Origin of the sequence: Caulobacter sp., assembly GCF_035254145.1 — a bacterium.
Lineage (GTDB): Bacteria > Pseudomonadota > Alphaproteobacteria > Caulobacterales > Caulobacteraceae > Caulobacter.
The window spans coordinates 1-12,311 of the sequence record NZ_DATFAV010000351.1 but is presented as its reverse complement, the minus strand read 5'-3'; the positions used below and the strand labels follow the sequence as shown (position 1 = coordinate 12,311).

Genomic DNA, 12,311 nt, shown 5'->3' with positions numbered 1-12,311 from the left:
AGAGGGAGAAATCAGGCCGCCCGGCGGGCCTTTTTGACCTTGGCGATGGCGCGGTCGCGGCGCAGGCGCGAGAGGTGGTCGATGAACAGGACGCCTTCCAGGTGGTCCATCTCGTGCTGGATGCAGACGGCGAACAGGCCCTCGGCCTCCTCGACGACCGTCTCGCCCTGGTAGTTCATGTAGCGGATGGTGACCTTGGCGGGGCGTTCGACCTCGTCGAAATACTCCGGCACCGACAGGCAGCCTTCCTCGTAGACGAACAGCTCCTCGGAGCTGGCCAGGATCTCGGGATTGACGAAATAGCGCGGCGCCGGCTCCTCGCCGTCGCGGGCCAGGTCCATGGTGATCACGCGGACCGGCTCGCCGACCTGCACGGCGGCCAGGCCGATGCCAGGCGCGTCGTACATGGTCTCCAGCATGTCGTCCATCAGGGCGCGCAGCTCGTCGGTGACGGCCTCCACCGGGGCGGAGATCTTCTTGAGAACCGCCAGGTCGGCGGCGTTATCGACGGTGAGGATGCGACGGATGGCCATGATCCCCGTCAGGTAGGCGTGTCATTTCCGAGGGTCAAGGTGGGAGATTGCCCCATCTGGCCGCCGAGCTTGGTCAGCGGCCGAACGGCCTGCTCGACCGGCGCTGGCTCGGCGATCTCCTTGCCCTCGTGATCGACGGACAGGTCCTCGAAGCGGCGGGCCTGGGTCAGGACCTGGCTCTCCAGCGAGCCGACGAACTGGTTGTACTTGCCCACCGCGCTCTCCAGCGCCTTGCCCATGGCGCCGGCGTGGGCGCCCATGACCGAGACGCGCTTGTAGAGTTCGCGGCCGACCTCGACGATGCGCGCGGCGTTCTTGGCCTGGTCCTCGGCCCGCCAGCCATAGGCCACCGCCTTGCAGAGGGCGAACAGGGTGGTCGGCGTGACCAGCACCACCCGGCGGTCCATCGCCTCGGCCATCAGTTCGGGGAGGCGATCCAGCGCGGCGGCCAGGAAGCCGTCGCCCGGCACGAACATGGCCACGAAGTCGGGCGAGCCCTCGCCGGCGAACTGGTCCCAATAGGCCTTGGACGACAGACCCTGCATGTGGGCGCGGACGCTGGCGGCGTGGCGGACCATGGCGGCCTCGCGCAAGACCTCGTCGGTCGCCTCCTGGGCTTCCAGGAAGGCGTTCAGCGAGCACTTGGCGTCAATCACGAACACGCCGCCGCCCGGCAGGGTGACCTTGACGTCGGGCCGACGACGGCCCTCCTCGCTGTCGACGCTGAACTGCTCCTGGAAGTCGAAGCGACTGTTGAGGCCGGCGGCCTCCAGCACGTTGCGCAGGGTCTGCTCGCCCCAACGGCCCTGGACGCCGGCGCCTCGCCGCAGGGCGGCCGACAGCTTGCGGGCCTCGGCTTGGGTGGCGGTCGAGGCCTCCATCAGGGCGGCGATCTGGGCCTTGAGCCCGCCGCTCTCCTCGGCCCGCGCCTTCTCGACGGCGTTCACCTGGGCCTCGAACTTGGCGAGGGTTTCGGCCACCGGCTTCAGCTGGGCCTCCAGTCGTTGCTGGGCCAGGTTCTCGCGGCTACGGAAGGTTTCCTCGGTGCGCTTGATCAGGGCCTCGGCGACCGTGTTGGCGGTCATGGTCGCCATCTTGTCGGCCTGGGCGCGGATCAGTTCGCCCTGCGTCCCGGCCTGGTCTTCCAGCATCCGCATCCGCTCGCCGGCCTGGATGACGCGCTCGTTCAACTGCCAGGCCTGGGCCTCGGCCTTGGCGGCCCGGCGCTGCGAAGCCATGGCCCACAGGGCGCAGGCCACGGTCGCCAGGGCGAAGACGACGGCCAGCATCAGGAACGGATCGGAAAAGTTCATGCTCCGTTCCTAGCGGGAGTCGGCGGCGGCATAAAGGCCGCCGCCGACCGGATCAGTCGTCGCCGTCGGCGAGGTCGGCGATCATGCCGCTGATCGGCTCGCCGGCGAAGCCGGTGACGTTGTGGCCCTTGTCGACCACACCGACCTTGGCCGGGTGCGGGGCTTCGGTTTCGGCTTCGGGAGCCTTGTCTTCGGGCGTGCTCATGAAATCAGTCCCTCCACTGGCGCATCGGCGGCTCGCCGACGCGGCTGGCGCAACTTGGCGCGGAGAGACCGGGCTGTCAGCCGGATTCCGGCCCAATCCCCAGGAATTCCGTCAGGCTGGCCGCCGGGCGCGCAAGGCCTGGGCGATGGTGCCGTCGTCGAGCCAGTCGAGGTCGCCGCCGACCGGCACGCCGCGCGCCAGCATGGTCACCGGCACATTGGTCCGCGCCAGACGGTCGGCGATATAGTGGGCGGTCGTCTGGCCGTCGACCGTGGCCGGCAGGGCCAGGATCACCTCGGCGATCTGCCCCTCCCCGACGCGCGCGACCAGTTCTCCGATCCGCAGCGAGTCCGGGCCAACGCCATCCAGCGCCGAGAGCAGCCCGCCCAGTACATGGTAGCGCCCCCGGAACGATCCGCCGCGCTCCATGGCCCAGACCGAGCCGACCTCTTCGACCACGCACAGCAGTCGGCCGTCGCGGGCGCCATCGGCGCAGATCGAGCAGGGATCGGTGACGTCGAGCGAGCCGCAGACCGAGCAGGTGCGGACCTTGGCCTGGGCGTCGGCCATGGCGGCGGCCAGCGGCGCCAGCAGGGTGTCGCGCTTCTTGAGCAAGGCGAGGGCGGCCCGCCGGCCCGAGCGCGGTCCCAACCCCGGCAGCTTGGACAGCAGGGCGATCAGGCGCTCGATCTCGGGTCCGGCGGAGGCGGCCATTCTTTTCCTTAAAGAACCGCTTCCAACGGAAGCGGCGGGTCCTAGAACTTCATGCCCGGCAGGCCGCCCATCAGGCCCGCCATCGGACCGGCGGCTTCCTGCATCAGCTGGGCCTGCTTGGCGTCGAGCTTCTTCTTGGCGTCGGCGTGGGCGGCGATGATCAGGTCGGCGATGACCTCGCCCTCGCCCGGCTGCACCAGGCTTTCGTCCATCAGCACCCGGACCAGCTCGCCGGTCCCCATCAGGGTGACGGTCACCATGCCGCCGCCGGACGTGCCGTCGACCGTGCTCTCGGCCAGCCGCGCCTGGGCGTCCTGCAGCTTCTGTTGCATGGCCTGGGCCTGCTTCATCAGGCCGCCGATGTCTTTCATCGCTTGGTCTCCAAAACTTCAGTCACGATCCCCTCCCCTCGATGGGGAGGGGGCAGGAGGTGGGGTGACGCGGCGGTCGATGCAGCGCGTGATCGCTAGCGCAGCGGTCACCCCATCCCTACCCTTCCCCCATCAAGGGGGAAGGAAGAAAAATCAGCCCTCTTCCTCGTCCGGCTCCAGCGGCGGAGCTTCGGGGGTAAGGAGCTTGCGGATCTCGACGATCTCGGCGCCGGGGAAGGCCGTCAGCACCGAGGCGACGAAGGGATCCTTCTTGATCTCCTCCAGCGCCTCGCGCTCCTCGCGTTTCTGGCGCTCCATCAGGCTTTCGGCCCCGCCGCCGCCCTCGGCGGCGACCAGCCAGGGCTGGCCGGTCGCCTCCTTCAGGAAGCGGACCAGGCGTCCTGCCAGATTTCCAGGCGCGCCCGGAGCGGCCTCGAAGGTGATGGCGCCCGGACGGAAGTTGATCGGCCGGACATATTGCTCGACGTCGAGCCGCAGGCCGATATCGCGCCGGGCGGCGATCAGGGCCATGACATCGTCGAACGAGGCCAGGACCGGCATGGCCTGGGCGCCGGGCGCGGCCATGGTCATCGGGGCGTGGGCCGACGCCGCGCCGCCGGACGAGCCGCCGCCGCCCATGGAAGCGCCGCCGCCGGGGCCGCCGCCCCCAATCGGCGCGCCGTCGCGCAGGGCCTTCAGCGCTTCTTCGGGTCCTGGCAGGTCGGCGGCGTAGCACAGGCGGATCAGGGCCATTTCGGCCGCGGCCATGGCGTCGGGCGCGCGGCGGACTTCCTCGTGGGCCTTCAGCAGCATCTGCCACAGGCGCGACAGCGTACCGGCCGAGGTGTGGGCCCCGATCGCGGCCAGTCGCGCGGCCTGCTCCTTGGGCATCGACAGGGCGTCGGGTCCCAGCGCCTTGGACACCGCCGAGCCATGGCAATGGTCCAGCACGTCCAGCATGACCACCGCCGGGTCCGCCCCGAAGCCCCACAGGGCGCGGAAGCCTTCCAGGGCGTCCTTGGTCTTGCCGGCCATGACGTTTTCGAACAGGGCGATGGTCTGGCCGCGGTCGGCCAGGCCCAGCATGTCGCGCACCACCGTGGCGGTGACGGTCTGACCGCGCTCGGTCTGGACGATGGCCTGGTCCAGCAGCGAGAGGCCGTCGCGCACCGATCCCTCGGCCGCGCGGGCGATCAGGGACAGGGCGTCCATCTCGATCCGCGCGCCCTCCTTGGCCGAGATCCGGTCGAAGTGCTTGACCAGCACGTCCGGCTCGACCCGGCGCAGGTCGAAGCGCTGGCAGCGCGACAGGATCGTCACCGGCACCTTGCGGATCTCGGTGGTGGCGAAGATGAACTTGGCGTGCGGCGGCGGCTCTTCCAGCGTCTTCAGCAGCGCGTTGAACGCCGCCGTCGACAGCATGTGCACTTCGTCGATGATGTAGACCTTGTAGCGCGCCTCGACGGGCGCATACCGCACCCCGTCCAGGAGTTCGCGCATCTCGTCGACCTTGGTGCGCGAGGCGGCGTCCAGCTCCAGCACGTCCATGTGCCGGCCCTCGATGATGGCGCGACAGTGGTAGCCCTCGGTGGTCAGGTCGACCGAGGGCCCCTTGACGGTGTCGGTCTCGTAGTTGAGCGCGCGAGCCAGCAGGCGGGCGGTCGTGGTCTTGCCGACCCCGCGGACGCCGGTGAGCATGAAGGCGTGGGCGATGCGGCCGGTCGAGAACGCATTCGCCAGCGTGCGGACCATGGCCTCCTGGCCGATCAGGTCCTCGAAGGTGCGCGGGCGGTATTTCCGCGCCAGCACGGTATAGGCGTCGCCGGACTCCGTTTCGGCCGGGGTCTCGACGACGGGACGCGCGGTCTCGACAGGCGATCCAACCACGGGGCCGGTCACGGGGGAGGGCGCGTCGCCGAAGATATCGGCGGTGTTCTCGTCGCGCTCAGGCTTGTCGTCCATGGGGGCTTCGTCCCACGGCGGCGCGGAATCGGTCGAGAGGTCGTCGTGATCGGCCATGGGCTCGAGTGTAGTGGGGCGGAGGGCGCGGCAAAAGACCCGGTCCGGGCGCACCGGCCATCTGCTGACAGATTTCGCTGATTTTAGGGGAAGGTGGAGACCGGACAGCGACCCAGAGCTGATCTCGTTGTGGCTGCTGCCTCTCGGCCCTGACCAGGTTGGCGAGGACTCCGTCCGCGCCGGTCTCCGAGGTCTATATCGCGACTCATCGCCAAGGATGCAAGACGCATGACGTTGATGCGACGTCGTGACGAGCGTTCACGCGCGCGCTAGAGACCATGGTCATGCCTCTTTCGATCATCACCAACATCTTCGCGGGCAATCCGCTGAACCGCGCCAGCGAGCGGCGCGGGGACGAATCCTGGCTGGCGGAAAAGCTGGCTGACGCCGAATCCCTGGCCGTGGCGCTGTGGAACGGCAAGCCTCTGGTCGAGGACGTCCTCGACGCCGATGGCAAGCCGAGAGGCGTGCAGATCGCCTATCTGCGCGCCGACATGGCCCAGGACCTGGCCGGCGGCGCCGAGCGGCTGCTGTTCCTGGGCCTGTGGAAGGACATCGCCGTCTTCGCCGTCGACATCGAGGGGGCGGCCGATCCGGCCGAGGGACCGCTGCAGGGCCTGGGGCGGTTCGAGGAACTTCGGGGCGCGGCCGGGGCGATGCCGGCGGCCGACGCGGGGATCCTGGCCACCGCCAAGTCGATGTTCGAATGGCGCCGTCGCCACCGCTGGTGCAGCGTCTGCGGCCAGAAGACCGAGGTCTCCGACGGCGGCTGGAAGCGCGTCTGCCCCGCTTGCGACGCCGAACACTTCCCGCGCACCGACCCGGTGGCGATCATGCTGGCCGTGCACGACGGCAAGTGCCTGCTGGGCCGCCAAGCGGCCTGGCCCGCGGGCATGTTCTCGGCCCTGGCCGGCTTCGTCGAGCCCGGCGAGACCATCGAGGAGGCCTGCGCGCGGGAGCTGAAGGAAGAGGCGGGCCTCACGGCCACGGCCGTCCGCTACCACTCCAGCCAGCCCTGGCCCTGGCCCTCGTCGCTGATGATCGGCCTGATGGCCGACGTCGACAGCGGCGACGCCGCCCCCGACCAGACCGAACTGGAGGAGGTCCGCTGGTTCACGAAGGACGAAGCGCGCCAGCTGATCAGGGGCGAGACGGAGGGGCTGTTCGCCCCGCCGCCCCTGGCCATCGCCCATCAGCTGATCAAGGCGTGGGCAGAGGGGTAGGCCTAGAGATGCTCCCCCCGCGATACGGGGGAGGATCTAACGCTGCGCCTCACCTAAACGGCGGCTCGTCGAAGGCTCGCAGCTTGCGCGAGTGCAGGTTCGGGCCTTCGGCGTGCAGCAGCTTGCAGGCCATGACGCCGATCTGCAGGTGCTGACTGATCGCGCGCTCGTAGAAGGCGTTGGCCTGGCCGGGCAGCTTGATCTCGCCATGCAGCGGCTTGTCCGACACGCACAGCAGCGTCCCGTACGGCACGCGGAAGCGGTAGCCCTGGGCCGAGATCGTCGCCGACTCCATGTCGATCGCCACCGCGCGGCTCTGGTTGAAGCGCAGGGCCGAGAGGCTGTGGCGCAGTTCCCAGTTGCGGTCGTCGGTGGTGACGACGGTGCCGGTGCGCAGGCGCTTCTTCAGCTGGTCGCCGCTGTCGCCGCTGATCGCCTTGGCCGAGTCATAGAGGGCGCGCTGCACCTCGGCGATCGAGGGCACCGGAATCTCGGGCGGCAGCACCGCGTCCAGCACGTGGTCGTCGCGCAGATAGGCGTGGGCCAGGACGTAGTCCCCGATGGTCTGGGTGTCGCGCAGGCCGCCGCAATGGCCGATCATCAGCCAGGCCTGCGGGCGCAGCACGGCGAGGTGGTCGCAGATGGTCTTGGCGTTGGACGGGCCGACGCCGATGTTGACCAGCGTCACCCCCGAGCCGCCCGGCGCCATCAGGTGGTAGGCCGGCATCTGGTGCTTGCGCCAGGTCGACTCGGCCACCGCCAGCTCCGGATTGGCCGTGTTGGCGGTGATGGTCACCCCGCCCGAGCACGACAGGGCCGTGTACGGGCTGTCCTTGGCCTTCAGCTGCTCGATGCCCCAGCGCACGAACTCGTCGACATAGCGGTGATAGTTCGTGAACAGGATGAACTGCTGCACGTCCTCGGCCGGGGCGCCGGTGTAGTGCTTCAGGCGCGCCAGCGAGAAGTCGGTGCGCAGGCCGTCGAACAGCGACAGCGGACGCGTTTCCTCCAGCGCCGGGCTCCAGACGCCGTCGGCGATCTCGTCGCCGATGAAGGCCAGATCCGTGGTCGGGAAGAAGCGGGCGATGTCCTCGCTGCGGACGTCGGCCTGGTTCAGGTCGATCGTGGCGTCCAGCACGTAGGGATAGGGGATTTCCTGGCGGGAGCGGTCGACCTCGATCTCGACATCGAAGTCGTCCATCAAGAGGGTCAGTTGCTCGACCAGATAGTCCTTGAACTGGGCCGGCTTGGTCACGGTCGTGGAATAGACGCCAGGACGGCTGACGCGGGCGTAGGATCGGGCCAGCTTGGGCGGCAGGGCCTCGGGATCGTAGGTCAGCCGCAGCTCGGGATAGGCGAACGTGCCATCGAACCGCGTCTGCGGGTCGGGCCGTGTTCCGTTTTCGAGATAGGCGCGGAGGGCGTCGCGGAGAGCGCCGACGGCGCGTTCGTATTCGTCATTGAGCCGTTCGACGACGGCGATTGCTTTTTCTTGGTTTGACATGGCGCCTTATAGCGGCGTTTCGCGACATTGGCGAGACGTCGGACCCGCCAATGGGAATGATTTATTACTTATTCGAAGTGAGGAAGCCGCCGCGCTTTCCGTCTCTACACACTGAGCCTGTTTATCCAGCTTGGCGCGAAGCAACCATCGCCTGACCACGTCTAGGGCATGGACGAACCCGCGCCGGTCGGCCACAAGGGCGGAAATGCTCAAAGAGGGAGCGGATGGCGGCGCGAGCGATCTCGCGCGTCGTTCCCTCACAACCAGACATGCCGTCGACGCCCAAGACCGGCGCCAGGGGGACTGAATGAACAAACGTTTCGCCTTACTGATCGTCCTGGCCATGGTGCTGGGCGTCGCGGTCGGCTGGGCCATCAACCAGACGATGGACCCGACCCACGCCAAGGCCGCCGCCAATAGCCTGTCGCTGGTCACCGACATCTTCCTGCGCCTGATCAAGATGATCATCGCGCCGCTGGTGCTGACCACCCTGATCGCCGGCATCGCCCACATGGAGGACGCCGCCGCGGTGGGCCGGATCGGCGCCAAGACCATGGCCTGGTTCATCAGCGCCTCGGCCGTCTCCCTGCTGCTGGGCCTCTTGATGGTTCACCTGCTCAACCCCGGCCACGGCCTGAACCTGACCGAGATGCAGGTCGCGTCGGCCCCGACCGCCAGCACCGACGCCTTCACCCTGAAGGGCTTCCTGACCCACCTGGTGCCGACCTCGATCTTCGACGCCATGGCCAAGAACGAGATCCTGCAGATCGTCGTCTTCGCCCTGTTCGTCGGCACGGCCGTCGCGGCCCTGGACAACAAGGCCCCGCACGTCCTGGAATTGGCCGAACAGGCCGCCCAGGTCATGCTGAAGGTCACCGGCTTCGTTATGAAGCTGGCCCCGCTGGCCATCTTCGCGGCCCTGGCCTCGACCATCGCCACCCAGGGCGTCTCGATGCTGGCCGTCTACGGCAAGTTCGTGCTGGGCTTCTACGCCACCATGGGCGTGCTGTGGCTGCTGCTGTTCCTGGCCGGCGCCCTGGTGCTGGGCAAGCGGGTGCTGCCGCTGTTCGGCGTGATCCGCGACCCGGCCCTGCTGGCCTTCTCGACCGCCAGCTCCGAAGCCGCCTATCCGCGCATCCTGGACGGCCTGCCCAAGGTCGGCGTGCGCCGCCGCATCGTCTCGTTCGTCCTGCCGCTGGGCTATTCGTTCAATCTCGACGGCTCGATGCTGTACTGCACCTTCGCCACCATGTTCATCATGCAGGCGCATGGCGTGCACCTGTCGATCCAGCAGCAGATCTTCATGCTGCTGCTCCTGATGGTGACCTCCAAGGGCATCGCCGGTGTGCCGCGCGCCTCGCTGGTGGTGATCATGGCCACCCTCACCTACTTCGGCCTGCCCGAGGCCTGGATCGCCCTGGTCCTGGGCGTCGACCACCTGCTGGACATGGGCCGCAGCGCCACCAACGTCGTCGGCAACAGCGTCGCCGCCGCCGTGGTCGCCAAGTGGGAAGGCGAGCTGGACGAGATCGAACCCGAGGGCGAACCGGCGAGCGCCTAGCCCCTCTTTTGATCGCCTATCGAGACGGCCCGCATCCAAGCCGGAGGCGGGCCGTTTTCATGTCCAGTTCCTACTGTACAGTAAAAACTTGACACCGCCCGGGAGAGGACCAATCTCAACCGTGAGGGACTTTGAGGACGACGTCATGAGCAAGATCGCCAACATCGCGCGCGGCGCGCTGGTCGGGATCGCCATCGCGGGCTCCATGACCCTTGTCGGCGCCTCGGCCGCGCAAGGAACCGCTCCCGCGCCTGCGACGACGGACAAGCCGGCCAAGCCGCCCCGCCAGTGCTTCTTCCTGTCCGACTGGCGCGGCTGGTCCGCGCCCAACAAGGACACCCTGTACCTGAAGGTGCGCAACCGCGACGTCTATCGGGTGGATCTGGCCTACGGCTCCAGCCAGCTCACCTGGCCAGGGACGCACCTCGTTTCGATCGTGCGGGGCACGGACAGCATCTGCCATCCGCTGGACCTGGACCTGCGCGTCTCCGACGGTTTCGGCATGGCCATCCCGATCCGGGCCAAGGCCATCACCAAGCTGACGCCGGAAGAGATCGCGGCGATCCCGAAGAAGGACCGGCCGTAGGTCGGGGGTGGGGCGCTAGACTCTTCCCCTCGTCATCCCGGCCGGAAGACCGCGAAGCGGGCTGTAGATCCGGGACCCAGGGGCCGCCGCGCCGCCGCTCGCCCCTGGGTCCCGGATAGCCTCTTCGAGGCTTCCGGGATGACGAGAGGTTTGGAGCTCAGAAGACCGCGCTCAGCGCATGGCCGCCGCGTTCAGTAGGGCCACGATCATGGCGTTGGCGGGCGTGGCGATCCCGTGCGCCGCGCCCTTGCGGGCGATGACGCCGCGATGCTGGACACTCCGCAGAAGAACACCCTCTCCTTAAGGAGAGGGATCTCAAACCCTATTCCGCCGGCGTCAGGTCCGAGCGCTTCTTCATCATCTCGTCGAAGCTGGTCCACACGCCTTCGGCGCCATGCCACTGGCCCCGGGTCGCGGCCTTGGAATACTCGGTCGCGCGGGCCTCGAAGAAGTTGGCGTGCTCGACGCCCGACAGCAGCGACTGCAGCCAGGGCAGCGGGTTTTCCTTGACCCCGTACACTTCCGGCAGCTGCAGCTGGCGCAGGCGCCAGTCGGCGATGAAGCGGATATAGGCCTTGATGTCGTCCGGGGTCATGCCCTGGATCTCGCCGGCCTCGAAGGCCAGGTCGATGAACTTGTCCTCCAGGCCGACCACGTGCTTGCAGCAGTCGACGATGTCGTCGGCCACGGCCTTGGTCACCGCCCCCGTCTCCTTGTTGAAGGCGTGGTACAGCTTGATGATGCCGTCGCAGTGCAGGCTCTCGTCGCGGATCGACCACGAGACGATCTGGCCCATGCCCTTCATCTTGTTGAAGCGCGGGAAGTTCATCAGCATCGCGAACGAGGCGAACAGCTGCAGGCCCTCGGTGAAGCCCCCAAACATCGCCAGGGTGCGGCAGATGTCGGCGTTGGAGTCGACGCCGAAGGTCTGCATGTAGTCATGCTTGTCCTTCATGGCCTCGTATTCCATGAACGCCGAGAACTCGGTCTCGGGCATGCCGATGGTCTCGAGCAGCAGGGCGTAGGCCGCGATATGGATCGTCTCCATGTTCGCGAACGAGGCCAGCATCATCTTCACTTCGGTCGGTTTGAACACACGACCGTAGCGCTCCATGTAGTTGTCCTGCACCTCGACGTCGGACTGGGTGAAGAAGCGGAAGATCTGCGTCAGCAGGTTCCGTTCCTTGTCGTTCAGCTTGACGGCCCAGTCCTTGAGGTCCTCGCCCAGCGGCACCTCTTCCGGCATCCAGTGGACCTGCTGCTGCTTCTTCCAGAAGTCGTAGGCCCACGGATAGCGGAACGGCTTGTAGCCGCCCGAAGGGGTCATCAGGCCAGGCAGGATCAGCGACGACGGAGCGGACATGACGGGACCTCGGGGCAGAATCGTCGAAGAGCGGTAGGATCCTCACCCTATCAAAGCCGCCGCGTTCATCTAGTGGTGTCGACGTCGCACCCACACAAGATGTTGTGAGCGGCGTGTGGATAAGCCGGAGCCGCCGATGACCGCCTACCGTCTGTTCAGCGCCTTGGGATCCGGCGGCGTGCCGGTCGAGGCGGCCATGTCCTTGATCGGCCTGCCCTATGAGGTGGTCGAGGCGCCGACCTGGGAAGGCGAGGCCGAGCAGGCCAAGGTCGCGGCGGTCAATCCGCTGAAGCAGATCCCGGCCCTGGTCACGCCGGAGGGCGAGACGATCACGGAGAGCGCCGCCATCCTGATCTGGCTGGCCGACCGGTTCCCCGCCGCTCGCCTCGGACCGGCGATCGACGACCCGCGCCGCGCTCAGTTCCTGCGCTGGATGACCTTCATCCCAGCCTCGATCTATTCGCTGTTCTGGGTGCGGGACGATCCCTCGCGCCTGGGCGGGCCGGACCCGGAGGCCCAGGCCAGGATCAAGGCCGCGACGGCCGAGCGGATCCTGGACTGTTGGGCGATGATGGAGAGCCAGGTGTCGCCGGGGCGATACCTTCTGGGCGACGAGCTGAGCGTGCTCGACCTCTACGTCACGGTGGTCAGCCGCTGGGGGCCTCGGCGGGTGCGGTTCTACGAGGCGGCGCCGCGGATGAGCGAGGTGGTGCGGCGGGTGGACGCGGACCCGCGACTGGCGGCGTTCTGGGCGCAGCGGTTCCCGTTTTTTGAGGGCTGGGAGCGGTTGGGGCAGCAGGGGTGAGCGGACGTACTGTCCGTGCTGTGGTTTCGATCCTTCGCCAAGAAGCGCCCCCTAAGTATAAACCTGGCCTCGTGATGAGCTCCACCGTGATTGCGAAAAAGTCCCCTTGGGCGG

Annotated in this window: 12 protein-coding genes, 1 other RNA gene and 1 pseudogene; 4 read left to right on the top strand and 10 right to left on the bottom strand. The window is 67.9% G+C overall.

The window, feature by feature from the left end; all coding sequences use genetic code 11:
- Window positions 1-11: 11 nt before the first annotated feature.
- The 7 genes from def to ffs all read right to left on the bottom strand — a co-directional run bounded on the left by def (window position 12) and on the right by ffs (window position 5,344).
- Window positions 12-533: a peptide deformylase gene (def, locus tag VJ655_RS20700; RefSeq protein WP_324114439.1), complete on the bottom strand. Its 522-nt coding sequence runs from the start codon at window positions 531-533 to the stop codon at window positions 12-14.
- Between the two features lie 8 nt (window positions 534-541).
- The gene (rmuC, locus tag VJ655_RS20695) at window positions 542-1,846 is read right to left on the bottom strand and encodes a DNA recombination protein RmuC (RefSeq protein WP_324114437.1); all 1,305 of its coding nucleotides are present in this window, start codon (window positions 1,844-1,846) and stop codon (window positions 542-544) included.
- A 52-nt stretch (window positions 1,847-1,898) separates the two neighbouring features.
- The gene (locus VJ655_RS20690) at window positions 1,899-2,051 is read right to left on the bottom strand and encodes a hypothetical protein (protein WP_324114435.1); all 153 of its coding nucleotides are present in this window, start codon (window positions 2,049-2,051) and stop codon (window positions 1,899-1,901) included.
- A 111-nt stretch (window positions 2,052-2,162) separates the two neighbouring features.
- Window positions 2,163-2,765 (bottom strand): recombination mediator RecR, encoded by a 603-nt coding sequence (recR, locus tag VJ655_RS20685; RefSeq protein WP_324114433.1) that lies wholly within the window; start codon window positions 2,763-2,765, stop codon window positions 2,163-2,165.
- Between the two features lie 41 nt (window positions 2,766-2,806).
- Window positions 2,807-3,136 (bottom strand): YbaB/EbfC family nucleoid-associated protein, encoded by a 330-nt coding sequence (locus VJ655_RS20680; RefSeq protein ID WP_324114431.1) that lies wholly within the window; start codon window positions 3,134-3,136, stop codon window positions 2,807-2,809.
- 153 nt (window positions 3,137-3,289) lie between these two features.
- On the bottom strand, window positions 3,290-5,155 hold the full coding sequence (locus VJ655_RS20675) for a DNA polymerase III subunit gamma/tau (RefSeq protein WP_324114429.1): 1,866 nt from the start codon (window positions 5,153-5,155) through the stop codon (window positions 3,290-3,292).
- Window positions 5,156-5,246: 91 nt separating this feature from the next.
- Window positions 5,247-5,344: signal recognition particle sRNA small type (ffs, locus tag VJ655_RS20670), an RNA gene on the bottom strand.
- A gap of 95 nt (window positions 5,345-5,439) precedes the next feature.
- Between ffs and nudC the strand changes: the two genes are divergently transcribed.
- On the top strand, window positions 5,440-6,378 hold the full coding sequence (gene nudC / locus VJ655_RS20665) for an NAD(+) diphosphatase (RefSeq protein WP_324114427.1): 939 nt from the start codon (window positions 5,440-5,442) through the stop codon (window positions 6,376-6,378).
- Between the two features lie 49 nt (window positions 6,379-6,427).
- Here nudC and VJ655_RS20660 read toward each other — a convergent pair whose 3' ends face one another.
- The gene (locus tag VJ655_RS20660) at window positions 6,428-7,882 is read right to left on the bottom strand and encodes an AMP nucleosidase (RefSeq protein ID WP_324114425.1); all 1,455 of its coding nucleotides are present in this window, start codon (window positions 7,880-7,882) and stop codon (window positions 6,428-6,430) included.
- Window positions 7,883-8,189: 307 nt separating this feature from the next.
- Here VJ655_RS20660 and VJ655_RS20655 point away from each other — a divergent pair, with 307 nt between their 5' ends.
- Both VJ655_RS20655 and VJ655_RS20650 read left to right on the top strand, forming a co-directional pair.
- Window positions 8,190-9,443 (top strand): dicarboxylate/amino acid:cation symporter, encoded by a 1,254-nt coding sequence (locus VJ655_RS20655; protein WP_324114423.1) that lies wholly within the window; start codon window positions 8,190-8,192, stop codon window positions 9,441-9,443.
- 145 nt (window positions 9,444-9,588) lie between these two features.
- Window positions 9,589-10,029, top strand: coding sequence for a DUF6491 family protein (locus tag VJ655_RS20650; RefSeq protein ID WP_324114421.1), 441 nt, complete (start codon window positions 9,589-9,591; stop codon window positions 10,027-10,029).
- Window positions 10,030-10,200: 171 nt separating this feature from the next.
- Here the strand turns inward: VJ655_RS20650 and VJ655_RS20645 are convergent.
- Window positions 10,201-10,293: pseudogene (locus tag VJ655_RS20645) on the bottom strand (2-dehydropantoate 2-reductase); the annotation flags it as partial.
- A gap of 58 nt (window positions 10,294-10,351) precedes the next feature.
- Window positions 10,352-11,392: a ribonucleotide-diphosphate reductase subunit beta gene (locus tag VJ655_RS20640; protein ID WP_324114419.1), complete on the bottom strand. Its 1,041-nt coding sequence runs from the start codon at window positions 11,390-11,392 to the stop codon at window positions 10,352-10,354.
- Window positions 11,393-11,528: 136 nt separating this feature from the next.
- Here VJ655_RS20640 and VJ655_RS20635 point away from each other — a divergent pair, with 136 nt between their 5' ends.
- Window positions 11,529-12,197 carry a glutathione S-transferase family protein gene (locus tag VJ655_RS20635; RefSeq protein ID WP_324114417.1) on the top strand — a complete coding sequence of 223 codons (669 nt, stop codon included), beginning with the start codon at window positions 11,529-11,531 and terminating at the stop codon, window positions 12,195-12,197.
- The last annotated feature ends 114 nt before the right edge of the window (window positions 12,198-12,311 follow it).